This window comes from Veillonella parvula (assembly GCF_902810435.1).
GTDB lineage: Bacteria > Bacillota > Negativicutes > Veillonellales > Veillonellaceae > Veillonella.
Genome location: NZ_LR778174.1, coordinates 175,754 through 201,541, shown reverse-complemented (window position 1 = coordinate 201,541; position 25,788 = coordinate 175,754). Strand labels below are relative to the sequence as shown.

Here is a 25,788-nt window from a genome sequence, read left to right as displayed (position 1 = left end):
TAACGACTGAAGATTAGACTATAGCGTCCTTTTTAGATTTATTGAAACAACTATATTAAGCTTTTATCATTACCTGTTATATTTCTTAGAACTTGAAGCCATTTTGGTTCTCGATTTACGTCAACATAAGTAGGTAATCGTTTATCAATTCTATCAATTAACTTTTGATAGAGCTTTTTCTCTTTATCACTTAACGATTGACTGCTATCATACACTACAACCTGTCGTTTCTTAGCTTTATCTTTATAAGAAGCAATTTCTTTTAAAAGTGAGGCTCTATCATCGACTTCAATAAGATAGTGAATACTCCCCTCATTACCATTTACAAAAATAGCACCAAAAGACGTTAAACATGCAATCTCATAATCATTATAAACTTCAACAGTCAGTATTTCTCCTGGAACATACAAATCATAATCCATATCATTAAGATACCCAGCCTCCCTACCAAGAGAAGAGTCATAATTAGAGGTAGCTAAAAAGGTTGTTGTAGAAGCAACATAGGTAATTATATATATAGCTACAATACTAATAAATATAATTACAAAATAACCCATCCTTTTCAGTAAAGATTTTAGTACTATCATTTAGTATATACCTTTCCATTAGACTTATTGAAGTAAAAATTAGAAGTTACCTCAAAAGAAAACGGAGTAATTAAACCTTGTTGTTGTAAATCATAAAAGAAATTATTGGCCCATCTAATCCACTTATCTTTTATATCACTAGCATCCTCTTTATATTCATAATTAGATCTATCGAAACCTAAAAGTTTGACATCATAATAATCACCATGCTTTATAACTTTTAATCTAGCAGCCATTCTTCCTACCGATGCCCCTAAATCAGACCAGGCGCCACCCTTTTCAGTCTTAGCAAAATTAATATCAATACGTTTTAAAACACTATTTGTATCCTTATCAAAATCCTCATCACGCAAAGAAACTAAAATATCTTTAATGCCATTTGACTGCGCAATTGTTTTTGCTAAAATACTTTTCGAGTTATACTTTTCCATACTACCATTCCCAGTTCTCATTTTTTCAAAAAAAACTGTTAACACAGGATATTTAGATTTAAGTACATTACGTTCAAAAGCCATCCCGGCTTCCTTTGCTGTGTAGTGAATTATATTCTGACGTTTATTAACATCTCTTTCTTTATTAATATCAATATCCTTTTCCTTCTCTAATCTTATTGCTTCATCCAAGGCTCTCCTATCTTCATCAACATAAATAGCTTTAACCGGTACAACATCAGTAAACACATACCCTTGTTTGACTAACTCTTTTTGTAATCTAATTTGTTCATCCTTCAATAAACTATAATGATGTTCAAAGTCAGAGATACTTTGATAGGATAAATTGCCATATGAAATAAGAAAATCCTCCCAATGAGATAAATCCCAATATGATTCTGACATTATCTCCCAAGATTTGGCTTTATCACTATCTTTTTCAGCTATACTCCTTAAATTCTCCAAAAGGAATATTACTTCACGCTCACTTAAACTTTCTCCATTCTTTTTCTTTAAATATTTTTTTGCCAAATATATTGTATCTGGATTTGTTGTTAAATATTGATTCCATTTAGTCCCATATTGTGCTTCAGCTGCACCTGTCACAGGGGAATAGCCTAAGCTACCATTTACAGCAGCACCTAATAAAGCACTTAATGTTTGAGCTACATCAGGTTTTTCTTTTGCAATTTTTTGAATCTCTCCAATTAATGCTTCATTGGTAGCTCCAGCATAAAACCCACTACCCGGTTTATTCCCTGCCATACGAGCAGATACTTCAGCGACTACACCATGGGCTATTGCTTTTGCGGCTTTACCTTCTTTAGAGATTGGATTCCAATTATGTAATTGTTCAAAGGCTTCTTTTGCAAATAACTTAGATAATTCTTGACGTTCTTCAATTTTCTTTTTATCAAAGATTTCATCAAGCTTATTCAAGCTATCTTTTGTATCTCGAGACAGTGTTTGCATATTAAAGCCAGCATCTCGTACTTCTATTGTACCATTTGAAATAGCAGATTTTGTAGTAGTAGAAGTAGATTTGCTAGAGTCTGGTAACAGATTAGGTAATGTGCCTAATGTGTTCCACACAGCATCTTTTCCTGCTTTACTAAGGTTCTTAAAATTACAAAGCCACCATCACCTGCATATATCCCCGCTTGATCAGTAACACTTGCATAATCACTTTTCATTTTACCTTTGCTTGAGCTCATAGATACATTACTTAGAGAACCCGCATTTGTAGATATACTAAACCCTTTATTAGAGCTTTCACCTACATATGTCTTTGTATCTTGTAAGCTTTCAATAGAAAGATTTCCACCTACGTCGGCTGTTACAGATTTACCAATTACCTTGGAGCCACTGATATAGGTATCCTTTCCTGATGTAATATTAACAGCATCCGTACCTACAACAGTAGTACCAGTATGTGTTGTTACCTTTGTATTACCCTTTTGTTTTGCAGCATTAGCACTTGCATCAAAACCAAGTATACCGCCACCAGCAACACTAATATTAGCCCCAACAGACTAGCCTTTACTCTTAGCATTTTCAAGCTTTTCACTTGTATTCGTTGCCGCTTGTAAAGATACATCATTAGAAGCCACTAATTTGACTGATTTACCTGAAATTGCTTCACCAACAGCTTTAATGTTCGCATGAAATAAACTCTCTTTCAGCTCTATGACTTATCTGTAACATCCACGCAGACCTCAAATGAGCGATTAAATAAAAAGACGCTATAGTTCTAAACCATTCTGTATATACTACTGAAGATTAGACTATAGCGTCCTTTTTATGTTTATATACCTTATATTAGAGTTACATATTAATCAATAAAATCCTACTATATACATTATCAAAGTATCTAATAATAGGTTAAAACATATAAATATATGTATAAAGCGACTAGAAATAACCAAGTATATACGCCTACTTTAAAATTGGACTGATATTTCTCTACTTTATCACTTTCAAACTCGTCATTCTTAAGCATGAAATACATCCCAACCAAAGAAATTCCCATGCAAACTATTGTCAGAAAAAATAATACAAATACTGGGGCAAATTCATGAAGCAAAGCTATTCCGCTTCCCATTGCAAGGCCTAAAAATGTAATAATTCTAGCTAAAGTAAGCTTACCTTTATGAGTAATAAGTTTGTATATGAGAAATATAATCCCCAATATTATAATCAAATCTCGAGACATTACTTAACTACATCCTTTTTCAAATTAGACTTAATCTTATCTTTATAATAGTCTCCCGTTGTCGCCAAAGTAACACCAACGACAAAAGAACCTGCTGGTCCACCAGCACTGCCAGCAACACCTCCACCCAATCCGAAAACTACAGGAAGTAAATCCGCGCCCCAAGCTTTAGCTAGTTCTCGACCACTGTACATTTGGTAATCATTTTGCATATCGTAAAGTAAGTAACCTATTAAAACAGGCCCTCCAACTTTCGCTACAGTTCGAGTAAATTTTGATGCGTTCTCTGCATAATGCACATATCCAACCCATGGTTGATTTCCCACCTCTGATAATACATTTTGAGCAACTGACTTTCCTAAAGCCTCCTTAGTCCAAACAAATTCTGAATTATTAGAATTTTTTAGTATTTCACTATGATTAAAAGACAAGAACTTCGGTTTATCAAACGAACCAGCTTTATACTCTTTTGTTCTTTTAATTATAATATCAATTACTTCTCTTCCATCAGATCTATAATAGTTATATATAAATCCATATGTGGGATTAACAGCACCTATTTTTTCTTTATATTGATGAATATGGTTTCTTATTAAAGAATATAATTTACACAAAATTATTGACACTACCCTCAATAATAAGGATATAGCTAATAATAAATCAAAATATATAGAAAAATATATAAAGCTATCATAAATATCCAGGAGTATAAAGCCCCTCTATATAGCTTTTGATGCTTTTGAGTTTTATCCTCATCATAATTCTCACTACTTGGCACAAAATACATTCCTATCAAAGAAATCCCGATACATATTAGCCACCAAAATAGTAAAACAAATGGAGATATCAGTTTACTCAGCAATACTAATCCACAACCGACAATAATAGAAACCGTTGCAATAATTCTAGCTAAACTAAGCTTACCTTCATGTGTAATAAGTTTGTATACGAGAAATATAATCCCCAATATTATAATCAAATCTTGATACATTACTTATCTACATCCTTTTTTAAATTAAATTTAATTTCATCTTTAACGCAATCGCCAAGTGTTGCTCCAGTAATACCAATAACAAAAGCACCTGCAAGACCAGCAGCAAGACCTCCAACACTTATTATAGAGCCTATTTAAATACTGTAATTCATACTAATGCCATGGCGTTAGCAAAACCCATTTACTGGGAACTGTAATGGCATAATTATCATCATCATAATAACGATCATCAGAATACTTCAACTTAAATCCATAATCAGTATGTAAATAAGGGCCCTCCGAATAATATTTGCTAAATGATGAATCAAATTTGTGATAGACTAAATATTTATAGTTGAATGTTCCATTAAACAAATAGTTATATTTACAAAAAATAATTTTATCATCATCTTCACGATAGCATAATACTTTTTCAAATATAACAAGCGGTTCATCAAAAAGACTATCTTTATAAATTACGTTTCCATTATTTAAAATTTGAATCTTTAATCCTTCAAAGCATTCCGTAGCATAGCGCTCCGCAAAGATAAAAACATATATTCGTTCTACTGGATTTAAGATTAAACATATCCCGATACATAATAGTATAAAAATGATATAACGTTTTAATTTCATTATTATTTTCACTACATATTACCTCGATCCTCTTCATAGATACCCCTTAAAGTTTTTTATCTGAACCATTTAACTAAATACAAGCCCAACAGAACATATACGTTTCCTACTATCAAGCCTAAACTTCACACTATTCTCAGGATGTAAGAAATAAATTATCAGAAAATCATACTATTCTTAACTTATCAAATTTAAAATCAATTTGAACACGAGAGTTAGTCACAGTCCTCATTTCCTGCATATGAACACCAATACTATTAATCATGTTTCCTCAGAATAGCATAATTAAAGTTTTGTTGTAAAGTATAAATATATTTTACAATCAAGCCTAGGTATAAAATCGATAAATTTACTCCTTCTCCTTTATCAGTTTTATAAAATTAAAATTCATAATATAATATTCATATATCCATGTTATAGTACCAATTATGATTTATCGTGACGTTTTATACACAATGGAGGTTACCATGAAATTAAAACAACTTATTGTATCCGGTATAGCCTTAGGAGCGCTGGCTTTCACAAGCGGAGTGGTACAGCCTGCACAGGCAGCAGTCGGTATGGATACACCTGCACCGACGCAGAGTTTAAAAAGACCTGCATCAGTAACGACACAGCATTACATCAATGTAGATGGCATATTATTGGAGCCAATCGATAAAAAGCCAAATGTCATCTATGTTGACGGTCAGCCACTCGTAGCTTTACGTCAAGTATCAGAAGCATTAGGTTACAAAGTATCTTGGGATGCACCTACTAAAACAGCATTGATCGACATGAACATTGCTACATTAGCGGTACAACCGGACTCTAAACAAGTCGTGCGCAAGGGTAAACTGCAAATCATCAACCTTGATACATCCGAATCTTTACTGCCTGCAGCACGTATGGTAGACGGAATTCTATATGTAAGTCCAAATGCATTCAAACTCTTGCTAAATGATGTAACCATCAATAAAGACGAAATCTATATCGTTCCACAACAAAGTCAATTGGCCACTGATTCAAACACGCAAAAAGGCAAACGAAACGGTATCGAAACATTTTTACCGGATCAAGGAGATAAAGTAATTCCATACGAAGAAAAGGAAACCAAAGAAAAGAAACCTCTTATTACGGTAAAACGAACTAACACCAAAACAGATACCAAAGACACAGAAAATACCGAATATGTACGCTCTAACGGATTAAACAGATAATAAAATCTTTCGTATAGCTATATATAATTTAGCACCTTATAACTTAAAGAAGGCAACTCATCACCATGATAGATTGCCTTCTTTTTTGATTTTTGTTAGTTTATTATTTTTGTTACTTTATATTGTTACTTTATTATTACTTCTTACCCTTTACAGCTCAATACAGTTTATTGCTTACTGTTTTTTGACAGATTATCTATACTATCTTTTGCCGTATCCATACTCCGCTTCAGATCCTTCATGGATTCTTTTATGTCCGGCGCTGTAAGGCCAGATTTGTCGATGTCTTTTGCAGAGTCAGAAGCACGTCTACTATTTTCCCTAGCTTGTTTCATATCATCTTTAATGCGAGTCATATTTTCATCAATTTCATCAAATGACTCATCATACAGAATGAAATTACTACCCCCGTGAGAAGTAATATTAAGCGGCCCCATCGTGAGCTGTCCATCATCGATACGCAGAGCATCCGTAGTGATAGTGGTGATTTTCGTATGTACGTTCACATCGCTAAAGGATAAATGCCGCCCTTTATTGTGAAAGTTTCCCGTAATGCTTTGAATCGGAATTAGCATATAGTGCCCTTCACCAGACCAGAAGTTACCCCATACCTCCATATCTCGAGGTTGGCCTTCACTTTTAAAGTTCAAATTTGCCGATACGGGCACGAGAAACTCAGGAGCCTTGAGGGCTACACTACTATCTAAATCCTTTGCTACGCCTGTAATCGTATAGGCTCGAGTGTCCAAATTATATACACCCTTAGCCTCCAATTTACCGCTGTATACATTGGCACTAACGTTTTCAAAATTCAAAATACCATCTTGGTACGTCACATCTCCTACTACATTCTCAAAAGTAAGTGCAGGAATCCGTAAAATAGGCATCGTCACACGACCTTTAGCAAAAGGACGGTTAAAATCGCCTGTTACCTTTGTAAGCAAGGTCATGGCATCATGAATATTCTCACCAAAGCCTAGTGATGATGGATCCACCCCTTTCACATCAAATTGTAGATCCAGTTGAGGCATGCGATGCTTTAAAACATCCTTTAAATCTACACGACCTTTTAATACGAGACCATCCCCTATGGCTGTACCACCAAATTTGCCCGTTTCCATATCGATACGAATGACCCTCTTACTATCAAGATCAATTTTTGAGTTTACATTCTTTATCACATAATGGCGGTTTCTATTAAAGACCTCTAACTGACTATTTCTAAGTGTAATCTTAAGATCTAAATGTTGACCTTGCCAATTAAAGTTACGTACTTTCTTACCTAGTTCCTCTTGCCGTTCTTGTGTGGTCTTTTTAGGTGCTTTCGGACGAGGCTCTACCTCATTAATTGGTTTATTTACATCTGGAGATATGGGCGCGAAATCTAACCGATTATTATCGTCCAAATCAATGACTATAACCGCATTATCTAATTCAATGCCTTTGATAGCAGAGGACTTAAAGTTACGTGTCACCACATCCCACATATTGACGCGGACTTTCCCGCTTGGTGCATTGAACAACTCATGTCCTTCTGGGTCCTTCCAAACAAGGCCTGTAAAAGTCAGAGTCCCCCACGGGGTAGCAGATAAACTTTCAACAGTAACCGTACCGCGCATCATAGTTTGTCGAGCCATAACCTCATTAAAAATAACGCCCATTCCACGACTAGCAATGGTTGCTAGTACAAAGACTATAATCGCTCCAATGGCAAGAAAGGCAGCAATGCCTTTTAGGCCTTTCTTATACAATTGTTTATATTTTGTCCAATAAGAACGTATATAATGTTTCATAGCCCTATTATAACATGTTCAAATCACAATACCCATGTGGTGTTGCCTGTATCAATCATATTGACCATAAGAAACTCTTTTCCATACAAAAATCGCCTTGCTCACAGAAAACTCTGCATGCAAGGCGCCATTACCTAACTATTTTATAAAAAAGACAGCAAATTTATAGATTAAAAGTGCACCCACAAATGTGAGTGCACTTTATATATTGCAATAATCAATCTTATGCTTTTACTTCTTTACCATATTTTACAAGGCTTTCAGCTTCGATTTCAGCTTGAGTCCGATAATCTTGAGGAATATTGGACAAGCGAATCCAGCTGCGTACAGCTTCAATTAATACGATAAGGATCATGAGGAACATAGCCGCACTAAATACTACTAGAATCCATTTACCAGCTGGGATATAGCTGTTAAATACGTTTTCAAAATCTGCTGCAATAGCAACGATAGCCATTAAGATACAAGGAATACCTGTTACCCAAGCATAGCGTTTGCGGCCAAGTCTCATAATAACTGTAGTACCTACGGCCAATGTCATGGTACCTAATAATTGGTTTGATACGCCGAATAGAGGCCAGATAATACCGATATTACCTTGTAGAACTAGGTAGCCCCACAAGATACAAATTAAAGCAGCACAACCATACACACCAGGAGCCCAGTGTTGGTCGTTGAATTTAGGATGGAAATGACCTAATAATTCTTGAAGTAAGTAACGACCTACACGAGTACCAGCATCGATTAATGTCATGATGAACAATGCTTCGAACATGATACAGAAATGATACCAGTAACCCATCAAGTGATCCATGTTAGGCAATCTGGAGAAGATATGAGCCATACCTACTGCAAGGGATACGGCGCCACCAGGACGGTGCATCAAGTCTTCACCAACCATTGCAGACAATGCTGGCAATTCATGGACTTGAAGGCCTAAAGCTTTGAATGACTCAACTGTAGAGTTAATCGCAAAGTAATCATCTGGATGCAATGCAGTAGCAGCAATCAACGCCATCATAGCGATGAAGCCTTCTGTTAACATCGCACCATAACCGATAGGTAAGATTTCTCGTTCATTAGTAAGCATTTTAGGTGTTGTACCAGTAGCAATAACAGTATGGAAGCCAGATAACGCACCACATGCGATAGTAATGAAGATGTAAGGGAATACGGAACCTTTCAATACAGGACCGCCGCCCCAGATGTAAGGAGTTACAGCTGGCATTTGAATTTCAGGCATTACAATGATAATACCAAGTGCCAATGCGCCGATTGTACCGATTTTAAGGTATGTGGACAAATAGTCACGAGGAGCAAGTAACAACCATACTGGCAATGCAGCTGCGAAGAAACCATACACAGCAAGCATAATTTCAATGGTTTGCAAGTCGTATGTGAACCAAGATGCATATTCGCTAGCCGCTACATTTGGACCGTAGATGATGGCTGCGAAGATTAAGGCTACCCCAATAATAGTCGCCTCTTGAATTTTACCAGGACGCAACCATTTCAAATAAATACCAATAAAAATAGCGATTGGAATAGTAGCAAATACGGAGAAGAATCCCCAAGGAGAGTTATGCAATGCATTAGCTACTACTACAGCCATACCAGCAAGGGTAATGATCAATAGGAATAAGGTAGCGAGCATAGCACCAAAACCAGCAAGTTTACTGATTTCTTCGCGAGCAATATCCGCAATCGATTTACCATCGTAACGAACGGAAGCAAACAAGATAACCATATCATGTACAGCACCAGCTAATACGGAACCTATAAGAATCCATAATGCCCCAGGCAAATACCCAAACTGTGCTGCGATAACAGGACCTACAAGTGGACCTGCACCAGCAATTGCTGCAAAGTGATGACCAAAGGTTACCCATTTGTTGGTTGGCACGTAATCGTGACCATCATTGTGAACCATAGCTGGCGTTGGACGATATTGATCCAATGTCAGTACCTTAGCCGCTATAAAAGCCCCATAAAAGCGGTACGCTAAAATTAGAATACACGCGGAGGCAATAACTAAGTAAATACCATTCATAACCATATAAACACCTCCAATAATCACGTGACATGGAGTATATGAATATTACTGATAAAACTTATGTATCGTATCCATGCCACAATGGCTTCCTAAAATGTTAGTACTTACAACATTATTGTATAACTAATCAACAAGGTGTCAATTATTAATTTCTCATTTTGAAAGTTAAGTATAACTATAAAGCATAATAACGGCATTCTCTACCTATGAGATGCCGTTATTATCCTAGATATATTGGTTACTGAATGACTTATTCCTATCTGTAATGAAAGATAGCTATATCCCTATTCTCCTGCTGCTCTATAAGTTTTTGTAATAGTCCCAAATGTACGCAACAAATTTAGACCTACGACACCGCTTTTTTCAGGATGGAATTGCATTCCATATACTCTACCTCGTTCTACAATGCCAGGTACATCGATACCATAATTTGCAGTAGATATGATATATTCAGGATCTGTATCCACATAATAGGAATGGACGAAATATGTATATTGATCATCTACATTGCTAAAAGCACTATGAGGCTGGTGTACTACATTTTTATTCCAACCCATATGAGGCACGCTAAGACCTAGATCGCGAGGGATTTCTTTTACCTTACCGGGAATAAGTCCTAAACCAGGAGTTGGCCCGTATTCTTCAGATTCTTCAAATAAAAGTTGCATGCCTAAACAAATACCTAGTAAAGGTATTTCCCGTTTTACTACTTCATAGATGACATCGACTATACTACGCTCTTTTAGAACTGCCATCGCCGGCGCATATGCGCCTACACCTGGCAAGAGAACACCATCAGCATTTAATATAGTCGCCGAATCCGCCGTTAGCACTGCATCAAGACCAATGTAAGCTAAAGCTTTCTGGACATTGAAGGTATTCCCTGCATCATAATCTATAATGGCAATCATAATAAACTCCATTCTATAGGGTAAAACACGATAAGATTAAACAAAACGTATTACGAATTGTATGTTATTCTGTACGAATTAATTCATGAAGTCTCTTAATATCTTACGCATAACATCCCCATCTTGAGACATAGGAATCGTAAGGCGTAACCATCCTTCTCGTTGACCTCGGCGCACTTGGTAACCTGATTTGAGCCAAGCATCTGCAAGACCTTCCGCATCAGGCGCTGCAAAGAAAATAAAATTGGCCTCACTCTTATAGTAATGAATACCTAGCTCATCAAAGAGGCTTTCCCATTTTGCCCGTTCCTCTGCATTTTGAGAGACCGTTCTTGCCACGAATTCTTGATCACCGAAAGCGGCTTCTGCAGCCACTTGAGATAAGGTATTCAAATTATACGGCAAGCGAATGGCTTGCATATAATTTGCCAATTCTATAAGTGTCATCATGTAACCTACACGGTAATTGGCAAGGCCATAGGCTTTCGAGAAGGTACGCATGATAGCCACATTAGGGAATTCATCCAAGAGCGCACGTGCCGTAGGAACTGCTACGGAGGTAACAAAATCGATATACGCCTCGTCTATGATGACCAAGGTTTCCTTTGGTATAGCTGCTACAAATTTGCGGATATCTTCAACAGACTCATAGGTACCTGTTGGATTATTAGGATTGCAAATCCACACGACGCGTGTCGTTTCATCTACAGCTTTCACGAGAGCAGAAAAATCATACTGTCCCGTTTCAAAATCAGCTGGCACCTCGCGAACCTCAGCACCTTCCACGAGGCCATTCAAGGCATATTCCGAGAAGGCTGGCACGCTTACTACGATGGAGTCACCAGCAGTAATCAATGTTTTATTGACCATGGCGATGACCTCATCGAGACCTACTCCGATGACGAGTTGCTCAGGTTGTACCTGCCAGTAGTCAGCGAGTTTCATACGCAAATCGGAGGCGTTGCCATCCGGATAGTAGTTGGCATCATTATGGGTTACATAGCTAAGAATAGCCTCCCGTACCAATGGCGATGTACCGTAAGGATTTTCATTCGCCGACAAGCGCACCAATCGCTCTACACCAAGGCGCTCTTTCACCGCTTCAGCCGGCTCCTCAGGTATATAAGGTTTCAATGTGCGAATTATCTCTTTCATAGGCTATCCTTTCTAACTATTTTCTTAACGCATATAACACATATAACACATAAAACACATATGAACTCACCAGAGCTCATATGCCCGAGCTCATAATAGGAAATACATTATAAGTTTGTAATTTCTGGTCGATCCGTAGTCTTGCTAACAACCCCTTCGCGGCTCGCTAGCTCTGCTTCAATGGCTTCGTATGGAATATTTTTCTCCGCTAATAACACAAGCAAGTGATATAACACGTCTGCCGTTTCGTAAATCAGTTCCTGTGGATCTTCATTTTTTGCGGCGATTACTACCTCTGTAGCCTCTTCACCAACTTTTTTCAAGATTTTATCGAGTCCTTTGTCGAATAAATAATTCGTATAAGAACCTTCCTTTGGCTGTACCTTGCGGTTTTTAATAATTTCGTATAATTCGTTCAGTGTTTGCTGTGCCATGTTTAACTCCGTTCTACTTTATTAAAGAAACAGCTTGTACGCCCAGTATGACAGGCAGGACCTTCCGGCTTAACTTGAATGAGCAAGGTATCGCCATCACAATCTAGGGCCATGCTCACCACGTGCTGCACATTACCGCTAGTGCCACCCTTATGCCATAGTTCTTGACGAGATCGAGACCAAAACCACGTTTCCCTTGTTTCCAGTGTCTTGTGAAAGCTTTCTTCGTTCATCCACGCCACCATGAGGACGTCCTTAGTCTCTGCATCCTGCACAACCGTTGGCAACAAACCATTTCCTTTTTCAAAATCCGGTTTCATATTCTATCCTTTTTTAAAAGTAATCACCAATCTGTTATCCTATATTAGCTTATATCTCTATCTATTGCTATTTCTATTCTATTTATCTATAAATAAACTATTTAACTAACTCTGAACATATAGACTAGTAAAAAACTTACGAGAGATAATAATTTTTTAAATCTGTTTTAGCGTACTGTAATTCCGTGAGCTCGTAGTACTTGTTTGAGTTCAGGAATTTTAACTTCTCCGAAGTGGAATATAGATGCCGCCAGTGCACCGGTAACGCTGGTTTGCTTAAAGAGATCTACAAAATCCTCAACCTTACCTGCCCCTCCAGATGCAATGATAGGTACATTTACGACGGACTCTAGAGCCTTATATAGTTCAATATCAAAGCCAGATTTCGTGCCATCTTTATCCATGCTCGTCACTAGTAATTCCCCTGCGCCACGAGCTACGGCCTCTTTAGCCCAGTCTAGAGCTTTCCACTCTGTACGCTTACGACCGCCATGAGTGTAAGCATACCATTCACCAGTTTCTTCATCGGTTTTCACATCAATAGCTACCACCATACATTGATTGCCAAATTTTTGAGCCCCTTCTGTGATGAGCTCAGGGTTAGCGAGAGCCGCGGAGTTCAAAGATACCTTGTCCGCACCAGCTTTCAACAAAGCCGTCATATCTTTAATACTCTTGATACCACCCCCCACGGTGAGTGGCATAAATACTTGTGTGGAGATTTCTTGAACCACATCGCGCATAGTGGTCCGCGCATCAACGGTGGCCGTAATATCTAAGAATACCAGCTCATCTGCTTGTTGTTGCTCATAGGAGGCCGCAATGTCTACGGGACTGCCTACGTCTACGAGATTTACAAAGTTAACCCCTTTTTTTACGCGTCCGTCATCTACATCAAGACAGGGGATAATCCGTTTCGCTAACATAAAGCTCCTTTCCATCGAGTGTCACTCAATATAATTCAGCGGTTACGCTTAATACATTTCAACAGTTATACTCAACATATTTCATTGACTATACACAATATATTTATTGATTATGCACAATATTCCATTGGTTACAGCCAATAATTAATTTAATAGCATCACAATCATTTCTATTATTTCTGCTGATTGTACTCGGCGATTTCCTCTAGCGTAATCGTGCCCTCGTACAGAGCCTTACCAACGATGCTATCCATAACACCTTTTTGTTCAAGGGATTTAACATCCCCTAGATTACGAACACCCCCAGAAGCAACGATGCGTGCTGTAGGAAATTCTTTTTGCAAATTACCAAGTAGCTCTTCATTGGCGCCCTGCATCGTACCGTCTCGGTCTACATCGGTAACGATGAAATACTTTGCCCCACCTTCAACCATGGCACCGATTAAATCGGTCATCGGCACGTCGGATTGGTCGAGCCAACCTTCAGCGGCGACCTTGCCATTTTTTCCATCTACACCGATAACGATACGCTCCGCACCGTATTCAGCGATAACCTGCTTTGTAAATTCCGGATTTTTAAGCGCTACAGATCCTAAGATAACCCGACCTACGCCCAAGCCTAAATAGAGGTCAACGGCCTCTTTATCTCGAATGCCACCTCCAATTTCAAGGATACCTGTGAAAGCTGCACGCACTGTTTTTACAATGTCTACATTTACAGGCTTGCCCGCCTTGGCTCCATCTAAATCAACGAGGTGCAAGGCTCCAACCTTAGCTGCTTCATATTGTTTCGCTTGATTTACTGGATCAGGATTGATGACCGTTTCCTGTGTGAAATCACCTTTATAGAGGCGAACACTGCGCCCATCTTGTAAATCTATAGCTGGAAAAATCATAGGTTCTCCTTTATTAAATGACTGTATTAAATAACGCCCTTTGTAGAATTTACGCCTTGGATATCTGGGTTGATAATAACTGCTTTGCGCAATGCACGTCCCGTAGCCTTAAACATGCTTTCAATAATGTGGTGTGTATTGCGACCATATAAATTGCGCACATGTAAGTTCATAGCAGCGCTCATGGCAAGAGCTTGGAAAAAGTCCTCCACCAACTCTGTTTCAAAGTTGCCACCTAAAACCGGCGTGCTCCATTCCCCTTGGAATACGAGGTATGGACGACCGCTCAAATCGATTACAACTTGTGTCAATGCTTCATCCATAGGAACCCACGCATCGCCGTAGCGCTCGATACCAGCCTTGTCGCCAAGGGCTTTCACCAAGGCCTGACCTAATGCAAGTCCAACGTCCTCAACCGTATGATGAGCATCCACATATGTATCTCCCTTTGCCTCTACCACAAGTCCAAAACGGCCGTGTTTCGCCAATAGCGTCAACATATGGTCAAAGAAGCCTATTCCGGTCGAGATGGAGCTCGTTTGCACCCCATCAAGGGTAATTTCTACTGTAATATCTGTTTCTTGAGTGGTGCGTTGCACCGTACCTGTGCGTATCATAGCGACCTCTATCTATCAAAACTATATTAAAAAATATATAGCAATCTTTATCTCAATCTATATTTAAATATAGATTCCAAATCTATTTTTCAAATCGTACTTCGATGGCACGAGCATGCGCTTCGAGACCTTCCGTACGAGCCAATGAAGTAATGTGTTTTGCCACTTCTTCTAAACGTTCTTTTGTAAATTGTGTAAAGGATGTACGTTTCACGAAATCATATACGCCTAACGGAGACGAGAATCGCGCCGTACCACTAGTAGGCAATACGTGGTTCGTACCACCTACATAATCGCCCAATGGCTCAGACGCATAGGCACCGAGGAATACGGAGCCTGCATTTTGAACGAGGCTCATATAGTTCATTGGATCTTGCAATTGGATTTCCAAGTGTTCTGGAGCCACTTCGTTCATCACCGTGAACATGTCTTCAATGCTGTCCATAATGGCAATGTAACTGTTATTTTCAATAGCTGGACGAGCGATGCTTTCACGAGGTAACAATTTAAGTTGACGTTCTACCTCATCGGATACGGCATTTGCTAAGCTTTCACTGGTAGTCACCATAATGGCGCGCGCACGAGGGTCATGTTCCGCTTGGGATAAGAGATCTGCTGCGAGATGCACTGGATTTGCGCTGTCATCGGCGATAACACCAATTTCACTTGGGCCCGCAATCATGTCGATATCGACTTGACCAAACACTTGACGTTTTGCCGTTGCCACGTAAATATTGCCAGGACCTACGATTTTATCTACCTTTGGAATCGTTTCCGTACCATAAGCAAGGGCCGCCACACCTTGAGCACCGCCCACTTGATATACCGCATCAACGCCGGCAAGCTTTGCAGCACCTAATACGGCAGGATTAATGCCATCCTTTTGAGGCGGCGTAACCATGATGATTTCTTTTACGCCTGCAATCTTTGCGGGCAAAGCAGTCATGATAATGGTCGAAGGATACGCGGCTGTACCTCCAGGAACGTAAAGACCAACACGAGCCAAAGGAATGACCTTTTGACCACGGATGATACCCGGTGTATCCATATCCACAAAACCCTGCTCGATTTCACGGCTGTGGAATTCTGTAATATTCGCCTTTGCCTTTAATAATGCGGCTTTCAAATCATCAGATAAAGACTCATAAGCTGCGTCGATTTCCTCTTGAGGCACCTTGAAATCTTCAATGGAAACACCGTCAAATTTTTCAGAATACGATTTGAGCGCTGCATCACCGTTAGTGCGGACATCAGCAATGATATCGTACACCCGACGTTCAATCTCCATATCTGTGGTTTGCTGTGTGTAATTCCGTACGATAGCAAGCATCGCCTCTAATGATTCCTTATATATTTTCATCTGTCATCCTTCTTCCTACTTGAGCTATCCATATTGCTAGTTAAATATATGATTCACTCTACATCTTATTTATTAATTTTTATTAATTGCTTCTGAAAGCTGATCTATGAGTTTAAAAATGGTATTTCGCTTTTGTTTTAATGCTAATGGATTTGCTACTAAGCGTGTAGATATGGGCTGTAGCCAATCGAAGATTTCTAGATTGTTTTCACGCAAAGTGGTACCCGTTTCCGTAATATCTACGATAGCATCTGCTAGTCCTACAAGTGGGGCCAGCTCAACAGAGCCTTCAATCTTGATGATTTCCACATCTTGAGCTCCAAAGTACTGTTTTGTAACAATTGGATATTTCGTACCAATTCGTTGACGGCGACCTTCTTTAGGATCATAGCCCGCTAAGGACGCCAAGATAAATTGGCATTTACCCGTTTGTAAATCTAGCATTTCATAGCTCGTGTCATCTTGTTCATCTAAGACATCGCTACCCACGATACCAAGGTCAACAACACCATTTTTCAAGTACGTCGTTACATCTGGCCCCTTTGCAAGGATGACCTCCATAGAATCGCCCAAAGAGATAATGAGCTTTCGAGCCTTATTATGTAATGGCTCGCAATCAATGCCACATGCTTCTAGGAGTGGAATAAAATCCTTTTCTACGCGCCCCTTCGTAAGAGCAATGCGTAATGTATCGTTATCTTGAGCTTTGCTTTCACCCTGCAAGGTAATATCAGTCAAGACGTCGATATTAAAAGCCATCCCTACTGCCGGCATCGGCGTACCATCAAAGCTAGATAGCAAGCCATCATAGCGACCGCCGCTGACGATGTATTGAGACACGCCGTCCACATAGCCTCTAAAAGTAAGGCCTGTGTAATAGGATTGAAGCGGTTCCGTAGATACATCGATGCGAACCTGTTGCCCCGTTGCTTCCACTTGATTTGCCATATCTACAAGATTATCTAAAATGCGCTGTGCCGCTGCAGGCAAGATAATTTGATTAAGCTCATCCTTTATATCTTGAACCGTACCAAACAAGCGAGGCCATACATTTAAGAAAGGATATAGCGCACTATTTTTAAAGTCAGAAATCAACTCGTTATATCGTGGCAAATATTTAGTGAATAACGCCTCTAAGAGCTCCGTTTTTTCATCATCGCTGAGTCCTAGAGCATCGGTAATAGCACGAGAAAAACGAGCATCCCCAATTTCGAGCAACAAATGATTACCCAACTGAGCTTCGTTCACCTCTTTAATAATCTTGAAGCACTCTTGCTCAGCCTCAAGCCCTTCGTAGCCTACCATCTCGATGCCACCTTGCGTCACTTGGTTAACATCACCACGGTGCTTTTTATTTTTCATAAACACATCGCCCAAATAGTAGAACGTGCGAGGCAATTCAATATTTGTAGTCGCCAAGAAACGACCGATAGGCATTGTCAAATCAGGACGAATTACGACGGACACTTCAGAACTATCCATGAATTCGTACATATGTTGACCGCGCCCCATTGCATAGCCATTGAATACATCTTTGTACTCTACGAGAGGCGTAGAGATCTTTGTGTATTGACGATTTCGACAAAGACCGAGTACATATTGACTCACATCATCCTTGCGCTCTGCTACAATCCCTATATCATCGCGGAAACCAGTAGGTAATTGCTGCTGTACCATCGTAAACATCCTTTCTATCAATTGATTCATATTATTTCTCACGCCTGTGAAAGCCATATTTCTGTACTATCATTGGGATTATGTGGCTATCCAATACACTATGAGAAAAAATTTACCTATATCGATACTTTTCTATTTTATCGCTTTAATTTATTAAAGTATGAAATCATAATATAACGGTTCTATAGAATTGTCAATAGAACCGTTAATATTTCATGTATTTACTATAATAATGATTTTATACTAGCCCCAAACGTTTTCTATATCTGCCACGCTATGTGCATCAGACCCCAATACAAATGGCACACCGATGATAGCCGCCATGCCTTGAATGAAACGGCTTGGGTACATTTCACGACAATCTGATTTGAAGAAGCCGCTCATGTTGTAGTCTAGCTCGCGACCTTGAACGCGCATGATATGCAAAATATCGCTCACCACCTGCGCATTGCGACGATCTAAATGACGTTCAAATCCAAAGTGATGTTGGTATTTCTTGATTAAATCAAAATGACCTATGCGTTTAGGTGTATATTCACCGAGGTCAGCACGCACGGCTTGACGCACTGTAGAATAATACTTGTAATATAACTCATATTGTTTTTCGATCCACGGGCCGAAGCCTTTTTCGAATTCTTCAGGACTGTAGTCTAAGCAGTAAAAGGCATTATTAACGCCTTCCATAAAGTGAACGGATAAAATATTATCATCCGTCAACGGACCATAGCGATCCAAGAACTCTTGAATGTCTGATTCAAAGCCTGGAATATAATCGACTTCAAAACCGAGAGAAATATCGATATGTGTGCCATAGGCACGTTGTAATTGACGACCCAACTCTAAGTAAGTATCAACTTCATTTAATTTCAAAGACGCTGTGTCATAGGCCTTTTTATCACCACCATATTCTGCAGCAAAAGCTATTGGCAATGGTGCATGTTCTGTAAGGCATACCTTTTCGATACGCAACTCGATGGCCTTCTCAATCATCATCGCAGTTCGGTCCCCACTACCATGTGGACATAACTCCGTATGCACATGACCGTCCACGAGACGGCTACGATATTTACTATATCCAACGAACTGCCGTTCATCTTTCATGTTCATTCAATCACCCCTATTCGCCCTAACCCCTGGCGAATCCTTATCTATAATCTATACATCATTAGTATAACGTATTAATATTTATCTTTTACTATACTAATTATTATACCAATAATGCGTATGTTTCGGTATCCTGATATTTACCATGTTTGAATCCAACTTGAGGCGTTAAACCACAATAGGTAAAGCCAAATCGCGCGTGTAACTTGGTGCTGCCTTCATTGCCAGCCGTAATAACGGATACCACATTGTGCAATAACGGATCATTTTTTGCTATTTCTAAAATATGAGCCATCAGCTGTGTAGCGATTCCCCTACCACGATAATCTTGATGGATATAGATAGATAATTCGACGGTACTTTTGTAGGCCTCTTTAGGTCGATATGGTGAAAGCGATGCATAGCCTGCTACAATCCCATCAATGGTACCTACCACAATAGGATGGTGCTCATCGCTATGAGACTCATGCCACTCCTGCCACTCTGACAACGTGCGAGGTTCAAGATCAAGCGTGGCTACGCCGTTTACAACCTCATAGTTATAAATATCTAAACAAGGGGCTATATCACCTTTTGTAATTGGTCGTATTACTAATTCACTCATAAAGTATTCCTCAAAACTGTAGGTATCCTAAAAAATATTATTTCTATTTAACATAATATATAAAAATAGCCCACATACGCAAGAAAAAGGACGAACTATTCGTATAACATACCATTTCACTTTTATCCATCTTTTGAGGTAAGAATTACATATTTTACATCTATATCCCCAATACAACAAAACTGAGTGGTAAAAACAACGTTTTTTACCACTCAGCATATACGTTTTGAAGCATATATAAGTAAAAAGCTCTTATTTTACTTATATACTTTTATCATATTCTTTATTATGACTATTAAAGCTAATACATTTCTATAGGAGCAAAGTTATACTCTTACTTGATATATAAGAAAATTACACAATAACAAATAAAAGTATTGTAATAACAATTAAAGCACTAACAACAGTATAGTCAATTCTTTTCAATCCTACAGATGCAGCAAAGCTGTGTGTGGGACCACCGAATCCACGTAACTCCAAAGACAACGCCATTGTTTCGGATCGTCCCAAGGATTTTAGCAGCAATGGTTGGATAACAGATGCATAGGATTTGATACGCTTAATGAAGTTGCCTTCGAGAGATAAGCCGCGGCAAGCTTGCGCCTCTTGTACAGCATGGCTTTCAGCAATGAAGTCAGGCACGAAGCGCAGTGCAGCAGTGAACATAAATGCATATTCGTAAGGAATTTTGCATTGTGTTACGAGCGCTGCCGTAAGGTCTTGCAATTTTGTAGTTGCCAACAGGCCTATAAAAACAAGTGTCATAGCCAACATTCGTAAGCCGGATACAATGGCAGAGGTTACATCGCCACTGCCAAGGAATTGGATGAGTCCAAGAAATACAGCGAAGCTAGTTAATGCCAACACGGCTTTGCGTTGTTTGAATAACAAACCTGCCAAAAACAGTACACCGAGTTCTACTACGACTAATGCCAATAGCGATGCCCAGTCGCGCAACAGGATGGCCCACACGGATACAGCGAGGGTCATCAAGATTTTTGTTAACGGTACTAAACGTTCCATATGTCCCTCCTATTTTCCGCTCAACTGAGCCACTAACTTGGATTTCAATTCATCCATAGATTTGCAATAGCCTAAGGATGGTACCGCTAGTGAAAGTTCCACACTTGGCGGTTTTGTAAGGCCTAGGTCTTGCAATTCATCCGTAGATTTTTTGAATAATTCTTCTGGACTGCCGTCAAAGGCAACGGTTTGGTTGCCCATAATGATAGCACGGCTACATTCGCTAGCCATGATTTCCATATCATGGGTAATAAGAAGGATTGTGATACCTTCTGAATTAAGCTGACGCAATAGTGCTAATAGCTCTTTAGTTTCCTTACCATCTTGACCACTGGTTGGTTCGTCAAGTATGAGGATTTTAGACTGCATAGCCAGCGCAGAAGCAATGGCAACACGTTGCTTTTCACCGCGGCGCAATGTTGGAGGATAGGCTTCACGCAAATGACCGATGCCTGTGCGCGCCAATACTTCATCAACGATACGCTTCACTTCGGCTTTACTGCGCCCCAAGGACTCAGGTCCGAAGGCAACCTCTGTGGCTACGGTAGGTCTGAACATTTGGCGATCTGGCTGTTGAAATACGTAGCCGATAAATTGTCCCCGTTTAGACGGCGGCATGGACGTAATATCTCTGCCGTTATAATACATGTGGCCTTCCCTAGCCTTTTCTAGGCCGACAAGTAATCGCGTAATAGTCGTTTTACCGCAACCATTACGACCACCGATAGCGATATATTCGCCTCCTTCGATAGTGAAAGTCACGTTTCGGAAAATATCTACGGATGGCACATAGCCAAAGCGGATGTTTTCAACCTTAAGCATGAGCTCCACCGTCCTTTCCTGGTACATCATCAACACGTTGAACTGGTTGTCTATTTTCTACTATATTAGATTGATCAACAAGATTATCTACTGTAATTCTTTGATTAGCTGGAGAGTTGCTTTTACCATGCACCTCGGTTTGAATAGCATGAGCCATTTCAATTTGGTGCAAGCCCTTGATAGCAGACTCGATGCTGAGCCAAGGTTCATCACTGTGGAAGCCGGCTTGTTCCAATTCCATATACGTAGTAAACACGGATGGCAATGCATCGACGTGAATGTTGTGCTCGTACATGTAACGAAGCGTAGTCGGTACATCGTCATCACAGGCGATAGAGCCATCTACCATGAGAGCCATGCGGTTAGCGTACGGCAATACGGCATGCAAATCATGGTCGATAACGACAACGGTGATACCGTGTTTTTGGTTCAAATCGCCTACGAGGCGATATAATTCTGCGGTCCCATCTGGATCGAGAGAGCTTGTCGGTTCGTCAAGAACAAGTACGGTTGGATTCGTAGCCAATACAGAAGCAATAGCCAAACGTTGGCGTTGACCACCAGATAAACTTGTAATCTTGCGATTTTCTAAGCCTACGAGGCCAACTTGCTTAAACACCTCTTCAGAACGAGCTTTAATAGTTTCACGGTCATAACCGCGGTTTTCCATAGCAAAGGCTACTTCTTCACGAACTGTCATCGTTACGAGCTGTGTATCGTAGTCGGCTAGAACTACACCGATATGGTTCGCTAGTTCTGGAATTTCCATTTGCGTAGTCGCATGACCATCTACGAAGACCATGCCTTCTAGGCGTCCACCATAGAATTTAGGCACCGCCCCTACCATCGCCATACAAAGGGTGCTTTTACCACAACCTGCAGGGCCTGTAACAACGAGGAAATCACCTTCATTTACATCGAGATTGATATTTTCAAGGGATGGTGTAGTCGCCTTAGGATGATAGTAATTTACGTGCTCAATGGATATTTTAGCTTGGCGCTCAGGCAAAATAGTCAAGCGACTATGATCAGATGTCAATTGATCTGCATTTGGCAACATGCCACGTTTAGAGAATAAACGTTGTGCCGGAATATACAAGATTGGTGTAATGGCACCATTCAAGGCCCCTACAATGAGTACCAATGGCCACATGCCGTACATGTACACATTATTTGGCAACCCAAGCACTTGCCACAAAATGGTAACAAAGATACCACCAGATACAACAGTTGCTAAAAAGCCAGACACGACAGGGGTTAAATCAAAACCACCAATTTTACGGAACTTCATGGACAACATAGCACGCGTTACGAGAGCCGCCGTCAAAGCACCACCTGGCTCAGACAACAAATTGCCGTAAGGGAACGCTGATTTAGACGTCAATACATTGATGAGGGCCGCCACGAGTCCAATCCCCAAGGTTTGACTCAAACTAGGACGAGTCAATAAAATAGCTACGCAGTACGTAGCAATCGTCCAGTTCGGCGTTACCCCAGCCACACTAGGGCTCACCAAATGCAAAATCGTGCCCAATGCGAGCATCAATGTGCTAACAGTAACCCATCTAAACTGGCCACCCTGCACATGTGTGTACACAAGTTCCTGAATCCGTTCCATAATAGCCTCATTTCTATAAAAATATATATGGATTTATTTTAACATTCTTCGAGAATTTGTGAAAGCCTAGAGGCTATCAAGGGACTTCAAGTAAAGTCCATAAAAAAAGCACCATCTATTAATGATAGTGCTTTTAAGAACTAATGTACTTCATCTAATAATATTCTAAGATAATCACGTCTACTGTTTAATATTCTATCAATATAGATAGTCCGATCTAAATAACGGTAAAAACTTAAATAATTATGACAAAGTAAATATCTGTATTCAATTTTACTTCCTAGATTAATCAATAATCGCTGCCCCATTTCTGGAAATATACTCAACGAATCATTCGCAGTTACTATATCCAAAACGGTTTTCTTAGCTAACTCAATATCACCGGTTTCTTCTTCTATAAAAGATTTTATTTCTAGCAAATCTTCTCGTGCTTTTGGTGCATAGCTAATTTGATTATTCATAATTAAATCCCCAATTCACTCTTTAGTTGCTCTGATGAAATCCAGCCTTGTTCTTCACCAGATTTACGACCTGTCTCTAAAGCGCCCATAAGTTTTATCGTAGCCATTAGACGTTCATAATCTTGAATATCCATAATTGCATATCGGCCTCTACCATTTTTAGTTAAGAATACGGGACTATCTATAGTAACATCACGTAAAACTTCAGAATAGTTTCGTAAATCTGAAATAGGTTTTATATTCGGCATACTATCACCTCCAGAGTACTTTAGTGATATACTACTCATTTTTCTAATATCTTATTACTATTGTAGTTAAATTATCGCGTAAATTCAACACTAAATTTTACAGCACCCTTTAAAATTACTATCAACATCTATGATACTTATATCTTCCTTTTCTTGTTATATACATATGATATAATGCGCATAGATACTTATTTACTAATAAATTGACATTTTTTATAACCGATATAATAAAATCTAATAGTTCTCACTTAAGAACAAATAATTTATTAAAAAAGGAAATATCATGGCACAAGCATTAATCGTAATCGATATTCAAGAAGGCTTAGTTAAGGAAAACCCTTACAATGCCAAAAACTTTATCTCAAATACAAAAGCAATCATTCAACATTTTAGAGATCAAAATATAGAAGTCATTTATATCAGACATTCTGAAAATGAGGGCTTATTAGCAACGGGCAGTGATAATTGGCAAGTCTATCACGAATTAAAACCGCAAGAAAACGAAAAGATTTTCAATAAATATTACAATAGCATCTTCAAGGATACTGAATTAAAGGAATATTTAAACCGAAAAAATATTACCGATGTAACATTTGTAGGAATGCAAGTGGAATTTTGCATTGATACATCTGTGAAAGTAGGCTTTGAGTATGGTTATAATATCACCATCGTCGAAGATGCTATCTCAACCTTTGATAATGAGTATCTACCAGCCGATACAATCCTATCCTTTTACAAAGAAAAGATTTGGCGGAATCGATTTGCACAGCTAAAAACAACAAATGAAATGTTAAGCATCAATTAAATTACGAAAATAATACAAAGATTTTTATAATTTTTTCTCACGTATTTGTCATATATGTATGTTAAAATTCCATTAAATATTTATGCCCGAACATAGGAGGTCTTTTTTATGTATAAGTATATTACGATTTTAGGAGCTGCGGGCCAAATAGCTCAAAAGTTGACTGCTACACTATTAACATATACAGATATGCACATTACATTATATGGTCGTCAGTTGAAAACACGTATACCTCCAGAGATTATCGACCATGAACGTGTTACAGTGATTGAAGGTTCGTTCCAAAATCCTGGTAAATTAGAACAAGCTGTAACAAATGCGGAGGTTGTATTTGTAGGTGCTATGGAGTCTGGCAGTGATATGGCTTCCATCGTGAAAGCATTGAGCCGCAAAAATATACGCCGTGTTATCGGTGTGTCCATGGCTGGACTTTCTGGTGAATTCCCTGTAGCACTTGAAAAATGGACCTTCGACAACTTACCGATTAGCTATGTTCAAGGTGAGCGCCAAGCACGCAATGTATTACGCGAATCCAACTTAAATTACACCATCTTGCGCCTCACATGGCTTTACAATGATCCAGAGAAAACCGATTACGAACTCATCCCTGAAGGGGCTCAATTCAACGATGCCCAAGTTTCACGCGAAGCTGTGGTAAAAGCCATTTTTGATATCTTACATGCTGCGGATGAAACGCCTTTCCATCGCACAAGCATCGGCGTAGGTGAACCAGGTACACACTATGACAAACCAAGCTTTCACTAATATATAAATAAATATTTTGTAAAAAAGAGAAAATACTATATACCAATACAAGACTATCTTCAATACGCTTGAAGATAGTCTTTTTATATATCATTTTATGATTAAAGTATCTAGTTAACCTCATTTGAATTAAATATCTCATATATATATTTGTATAC

The 25,788-nt window shown here is 39.1% G+C and carries 28 protein-coding genes; 3 read left to right on the top strand and 25 right to left on the bottom strand.

The window, feature by feature from the left end:
* Window positions 1-50 precede the first annotated feature (50 nt).
* The 7 genes from FNLLGLLA_RS00710 to FNLLGLLA_RS00685 all read right to left on the bottom strand — a co-directional run bounded on the left by FNLLGLLA_RS00710 (window position 51) and on the right by FNLLGLLA_RS00685 (window position 4,839).
* On the bottom strand, window positions 51-587 hold the full coding sequence (locus FNLLGLLA_RS00710; protein WP_060919286.1) for a hypothetical protein: 537 nt from the start codon (window positions 585-587) through the stop codon (window positions 51-53).
* On the bottom strand, window positions 584-2,110 hold the full coding sequence (locus FNLLGLLA_RS09805) for a hypothetical protein (RefSeq protein ID WP_229039637.1): 1,527 nt from the start codon (window positions 2,108-2,110) through the stop codon (window positions 584-586). Before FNLLGLLA_RS09805 ends, FNLLGLLA_RS00710 begins: the two co-directional genes overlap by 4 nt.
* Entirely contained in the window at window positions 2,095-2,514 is a 420-nt protein-coding gene (locus FNLLGLLA_RS09800; RefSeq protein ID WP_332057512.1) for a hemagglutinin repeat-containing protein, read from the bottom strand. The genes FNLLGLLA_RS09805 and FNLLGLLA_RS09800 overlap by 16 nt, the downstream gene beginning before the upstream one ends.
* A 374-nt stretch (window positions 2,515-2,888) precedes the next feature.
* On the bottom strand, window positions 2,889-3,230 hold the full coding sequence (locus FNLLGLLA_RS00700; protein WP_060919284.1) for a hypothetical protein: 342 nt from the start codon (window positions 3,228-3,230) through the stop codon (window positions 2,889-2,891).
* Entirely contained in the window at window positions 3,230-3,856 is a 627-nt protein-coding gene (locus tag FNLLGLLA_RS00695; protein WP_060919283.1) for a hypothetical protein, read from the bottom strand. The genes FNLLGLLA_RS00700 and FNLLGLLA_RS00695 overlap by 1 nt, the downstream gene beginning before the upstream one ends.
* Before the next feature lie 23 nt (window positions 3,857-3,879).
* The gene (locus FNLLGLLA_RS00690; RefSeq protein WP_156697063.1) at window positions 3,880-4,221 is read right to left on the bottom strand and encodes a hypothetical protein; all 342 of its coding nucleotides are present in this window, start codon (window positions 4,219-4,221) and stop codon (window positions 3,880-3,882) included.
* A gap of 156 nt (window positions 4,222-4,377) precedes the next feature.
* Entirely contained in the window at window positions 4,378-4,839 is a 462-nt protein-coding gene (locus tag FNLLGLLA_RS00685) for a hypothetical protein (protein WP_174892146.1), read from the bottom strand.
* A gap of 467 nt (window positions 4,840-5,306) precedes the next feature.
* Here FNLLGLLA_RS00685 and FNLLGLLA_RS00680 point away from each other — a divergent pair, with 467 nt between their 5' ends.
* On the top strand, window positions 5,307-6,038 hold the full coding sequence (locus FNLLGLLA_RS00680; RefSeq protein WP_120055860.1) for a copper amine oxidase N-terminal domain-containing protein: 732 nt from the start codon (window positions 5,307-5,309) through the stop codon (window positions 6,036-6,038).
* A gap of 167 nt (window positions 6,039-6,205) precedes the next feature.
* Here FNLLGLLA_RS00680 and FNLLGLLA_RS00675 read toward each other — a convergent pair whose 3' ends face one another.
* The 18 genes from FNLLGLLA_RS00675 to FNLLGLLA_RS00590 all read right to left on the bottom strand — a co-directional run bounded on the left by FNLLGLLA_RS00675 (window position 6,206) and on the right by FNLLGLLA_RS00590 (window position 24,060).
* Window positions 6,206-7,831: an AsmA family protein gene (locus tag FNLLGLLA_RS00675; RefSeq protein WP_120055862.1), complete on the bottom strand. Its 1,626-nt coding sequence runs from the start codon at window positions 7,829-7,831 to the stop codon at window positions 6,206-6,208.
* A 223-nt stretch (window positions 7,832-8,054) separates the two neighbouring features.
* A complete protein-coding gene (locus FNLLGLLA_RS00670; protein ID WP_120055864.1) occupies window positions 8,055-9,887 on the bottom strand; it encodes a carbon starvation CstA family protein in 1,833 nt (610 codons plus the stop codon).
* Window positions 9,888-10,168: 281 nt separating this feature from the next.
* Entirely contained in the window at window positions 10,169-10,795 is a 627-nt protein-coding gene (gene hisH, locus FNLLGLLA_RS00665; protein ID WP_156697229.1) for an imidazole glycerol phosphate synthase subunit HisH, read from the bottom strand.
* Window positions 10,796-10,873: 78 nt separating this feature from the next.
* Window positions 10,874-11,950 (bottom strand): histidinol-phosphate transaminase, encoded by a 1,077-nt coding sequence (gene hisC / locus FNLLGLLA_RS00660; protein WP_156697061.1) that lies wholly within the window; start codon window positions 11,948-11,950, stop codon window positions 10,874-10,876.
* 107 nt (window positions 11,951-12,057) lie between these two features.
* Entirely contained in the window at window positions 12,058-12,384 is a 327-nt protein-coding gene (gene hisE / locus FNLLGLLA_RS00655; RefSeq protein WP_004694199.1) for a phosphoribosyl-ATP diphosphatase, read from the bottom strand.
* Between the two features lie 2 nt (window positions 12,385-12,386).
* Window positions 12,387-12,704 (bottom strand): phosphoribosyl-AMP cyclohydrolase, encoded by a 318-nt coding sequence (hisI, locus tag FNLLGLLA_RS00650; protein WP_004697654.1) that lies wholly within the window; start codon window positions 12,702-12,704, stop codon window positions 12,387-12,389.
* A 167-nt stretch (window positions 12,705-12,871) separates the two neighbouring features.
* Window positions 12,872-13,630 (bottom strand): imidazole glycerol phosphate synthase subunit HisF, encoded by a 759-nt coding sequence (gene hisF, locus FNLLGLLA_RS00645; RefSeq protein WP_156697060.1) that lies wholly within the window; start codon window positions 13,628-13,630, stop codon window positions 12,872-12,874.
* Window positions 13,631-13,803: 173 nt separating this feature from the next.
* Window positions 13,804-14,526, bottom strand: a complete 723-nt coding sequence (gene hisA, locus FNLLGLLA_RS00640; RefSeq protein ID WP_156697059.1) for a 1-(5-phosphoribosyl)-5-[(5-phosphoribosylamino)methylideneamino]imidazole-4-carboxamide isomerase — start codon at window positions 14,524-14,526, stop codon at window positions 13,804-13,806.
* A 26-nt stretch (window positions 14,527-14,552) separates the two neighbouring features.
* Window positions 14,553-15,143 carry an imidazoleglycerol-phosphate dehydratase HisB gene (gene hisB / locus FNLLGLLA_RS00635; RefSeq protein ID WP_156697058.1) on the bottom strand — a complete coding sequence of 197 codons (591 nt, stop codon included), beginning with the start codon at window positions 15,141-15,143 and terminating at the stop codon, window positions 14,553-14,555.
* A gap of 82 nt (window positions 15,144-15,225) precedes the next feature.
* Window positions 15,226-16,503 carry a histidinol dehydrogenase gene (gene hisD / locus FNLLGLLA_RS00630; protein WP_156697057.1) on the bottom strand — a complete coding sequence of 426 codons (1,278 nt, stop codon included), beginning with the start codon at window positions 16,501-16,503 and terminating at the stop codon, window positions 15,226-15,228.
* Window positions 16,504-16,575: 72 nt separating this feature from the next.
* Window positions 16,576-18,180 (bottom strand): ATP phosphoribosyltransferase, encoded by a 1,605-nt coding sequence (gene hisG, locus FNLLGLLA_RS00625; protein WP_156697228.1) that lies wholly within the window; start codon window positions 18,178-18,180, stop codon window positions 16,576-16,578.
* A 243-nt stretch (window positions 18,181-18,423) separates the two neighbouring features.
* The gene (gene hisJ / locus FNLLGLLA_RS00620; protein ID WP_156697056.1) at window positions 18,424-19,287 is read right to left on the bottom strand and encodes a histidinol-phosphatase HisJ; all 864 of its coding nucleotides are present in this window, start codon (window positions 19,285-19,287) and stop codon (window positions 18,424-18,426) included.
* Window positions 19,288-19,387: 100 nt separating this feature from the next.
* The gene (locus FNLLGLLA_RS00615; protein WP_156697055.1) at window positions 19,388-19,888 is read right to left on the bottom strand and encodes a GNAT family N-acetyltransferase; all 501 of its coding nucleotides are present in this window, start codon (window positions 19,886-19,888) and stop codon (window positions 19,388-19,390) included.
* A 354-nt stretch (window positions 19,889-20,242) separates the two neighbouring features.
* Window positions 20,243-20,911 (bottom strand): energy-coupling factor transporter transmembrane component T family protein, encoded by a 669-nt coding sequence (locus FNLLGLLA_RS00610; protein ID WP_008603229.1) that lies wholly within the window; start codon window positions 20,909-20,911, stop codon window positions 20,243-20,245.
* 9 nt (window positions 20,912-20,920) lie between these two features.
* A complete protein-coding gene (locus tag FNLLGLLA_RS00605) occupies window positions 20,921-21,733 on the bottom strand; it encodes an energy-coupling factor ABC transporter ATP-binding protein (protein ID WP_024062592.1) in 813 nt (270 codons plus the stop codon).
* The gene (locus FNLLGLLA_RS00600) at window positions 21,726-23,351 is read right to left on the bottom strand and encodes a tryptophan transporter (protein WP_174892145.1); all 1,626 of its coding nucleotides are present in this window, start codon (window positions 23,349-23,351) and stop codon (window positions 21,726-21,728) included. The genes FNLLGLLA_RS00605 and FNLLGLLA_RS00600 overlap by 8 nt, the downstream gene beginning before the upstream one ends.
* A gap of 140 nt (window positions 23,352-23,491) precedes the next feature.
* Complete coding sequence (locus tag FNLLGLLA_RS00595) at window positions 23,492-23,812, bottom strand: type II toxin-antitoxin system RelE/ParE family toxin (RefSeq protein WP_120055894.1); 321 nt, start codon at window positions 23,810-23,812, stop codon at window positions 23,492-23,494.
* Between the two features lie 2 nt (window positions 23,813-23,814).
* Window positions 23,815-24,060, bottom strand: coding sequence for a type II toxin-antitoxin system prevent-host-death family antitoxin (locus FNLLGLLA_RS00590; RefSeq protein WP_021147581.1), 246 nt, complete (start codon window positions 24,058-24,060; stop codon window positions 23,815-23,817).
* A 283-nt stretch (window positions 24,061-24,343) separates the two neighbouring features.
* Here FNLLGLLA_RS00590 and FNLLGLLA_RS00585 point away from each other — a divergent pair, with 283 nt between their 5' ends.
* Together FNLLGLLA_RS00585 and FNLLGLLA_RS00580 are read left to right on the top strand one after the other, a co-directional pair.
* Window positions 24,344-24,865 carry a cysteine hydrolase family protein gene (locus FNLLGLLA_RS00585; RefSeq protein ID WP_004694226.1) on the top strand — a complete coding sequence of 174 codons (522 nt, stop codon included), beginning with the start codon at window positions 24,344-24,346 and terminating at the stop codon, window positions 24,863-24,865.
* A 108-nt stretch (window positions 24,866-24,973) separates the two neighbouring features.
* The gene (locus FNLLGLLA_RS00580) at window positions 24,974-25,630 is read left to right on the top strand and encodes an NAD(P)H-binding protein (protein WP_004694229.1); all 657 of its coding nucleotides are present in this window, start codon (window positions 24,974-24,976) and stop codon (window positions 25,628-25,630) included.
* Window positions 25,631-25,788 lie beyond the last annotated feature (158 nt).

What these genes read in the sequence shown, in the direction of transcription:
- FNLLGLLA_RS00710 (WP_060919286.1), bottom strand. Translation starts at nt 587, where the DNA reads ATGATAGTACTAAAATCTTTACTGAAAAGGATGGGTTATTTTGTAATT.
- FNLLGLLA_RS00700 (WP_060919284.1), bottom strand. Translation starts at nt 3,230, where the DNA reads ATGTCTCGAGATTTGATTATAATATTGGGGATTATATTTCTCATATAC.
- FNLLGLLA_RS00690 (WP_156697063.1), bottom strand. Translation starts at nt 4,221, where the DNA reads ATGTATCAAGATTTGATTATAATATTGGGGATTATATTTCTCGTATAC.
- FNLLGLLA_RS00685 (WP_174892146.1), bottom strand. Translation starts at nt 4,839, where the DNA reads ATGAAATTAAAACGTTATATCATTTTTATACTATTATGTATCGGGATA.
- FNLLGLLA_RS00680 (WP_120055860.1), top strand. Translation starts at nt 5,307, where the DNA reads ATGAAATTAAAACAACTTATTGTATCCGGTATAGCCTTAGGAGCGCTG.
- FNLLGLLA_RS00675 (WP_120055862.1), bottom strand. Translation starts at nt 7,831, where the DNA reads ATGAAACATTATATACGTTCTTATTGGACAAAATATAAACAATTGTAT.
- FNLLGLLA_RS00670 (WP_120055864.1), bottom strand. Translation starts at nt 9,887, where the DNA reads ATGGTTATGAATGGTATTTACTTAGTTATTGCCTCCGCGTGTATTCTA.
- hisH (WP_156697229.1), bottom strand. Translation starts at nt 10,795, where the DNA reads ATGATTGCCATTATAGATTATGATGCAGGGAATACCTTCAATGTCCAG.
- hisC (WP_156697061.1), bottom strand. Translation starts at nt 11,950, where the DNA reads ATGAAAGAGATAATTCGCACATTGAAACCTTATATACCTGAGGAGCCG.
- hisE (WP_004694199.1), bottom strand. Translation starts at nt 12,384, where the DNA reads ATGGCACAGCAAACACTGAACGAATTATACGAAATTATTAAAAACCGC.
- hisI (WP_004697654.1), bottom strand. Translation starts at nt 12,704, where the DNA reads ATGAAACCGGATTTTGAAAAAGGAAATGGTTTGTTGCCAACGGTTGTG.
- hisF (WP_156697060.1), bottom strand. Translation starts at nt 13,630, where the DNA reads ATGTTAGCGAAACGGATTATCCCCTGTCTTGATGTAGATGACGGACGC.
- hisA (WP_156697059.1), bottom strand. Translation starts at nt 14,526, where the DNA reads ATGATTTTTCCAGCTATAGATTTACAAGATGGGCGCAGTGTTCGCCTC.
- hisB (WP_156697058.1), bottom strand. Translation starts at nt 15,143, where the DNA reads ATGATACGCACAGGTACGGTGCAACGCACCACTCAAGAAACAGATATT.
- hisD (WP_156697057.1), bottom strand. Translation starts at nt 16,503, where the DNA reads ATGAAAATATATAAGGAATCATTAGAGGCGATGCTTGCTATCGTACGG.
- hisG (WP_156697228.1), bottom strand. Translation starts at nt 18,180, where the DNA reads ATGGTACAGCAGCAATTACCTACTGGTTTCCGCGATGATATAGGGATT.
- hisJ (WP_156697056.1), bottom strand. Translation starts at nt 19,287, where the DNA reads ATGAACATGAAAGATGAACGGCAGTTCGTTGGATATAGTAAATATCGT.
- FNLLGLLA_RS00615 (WP_156697055.1), bottom strand. Translation starts at nt 19,888, where the DNA reads ATGAGTGAATTAGTAATACGACCAATTACAAAAGGTGATATAGCCCCT.
- FNLLGLLA_RS00610 (WP_008603229.1), bottom strand. Translation starts at nt 20,911, where the DNA reads ATGGAACGTTTAGTACCGTTAACAAAAATCTTGATGACCCTCGCTGTA.
- FNLLGLLA_RS00605 (WP_024062592.1), bottom strand. Translation starts at nt 21,733, where the DNA reads ATGCTTAAGGTTGAAAACATCCGCTTTGGCTATGTGCCATCCGTAGAT.
- FNLLGLLA_RS00600 (WP_174892145.1), bottom strand. Translation starts at nt 23,351, where the DNA reads ATGGAACGGATTCAGGAACTTGTGTACACACATGTGCAGGGTGGCCAG.
- FNLLGLLA_RS00595 (WP_120055894.1), bottom strand. Translation starts at nt 23,812, where the DNA reads ATGAATAATCAAATTAGCTATGCACCAAAAGCACGAGAAGATTTGCTA.
- FNLLGLLA_RS00590 (WP_021147581.1), bottom strand. Translation starts at nt 24,060, where the DNA reads ATGCCGAATATAAAACCTATTTCAGATTTACGAAACTATTCTGAAGTT.
- FNLLGLLA_RS00585 (WP_004694226.1), top strand. Translation starts at nt 24,344, where the DNA reads ATGGCACAAGCATTAATCGTAATCGATATTCAAGAAGGCTTAGTTAAG.
- FNLLGLLA_RS00580 (WP_004694229.1), top strand. Translation starts at nt 24,974, where the DNA reads ATGTATAAGTATATTACGATTTTAGGAGCTGCGGGCCAAATAGCTCAA.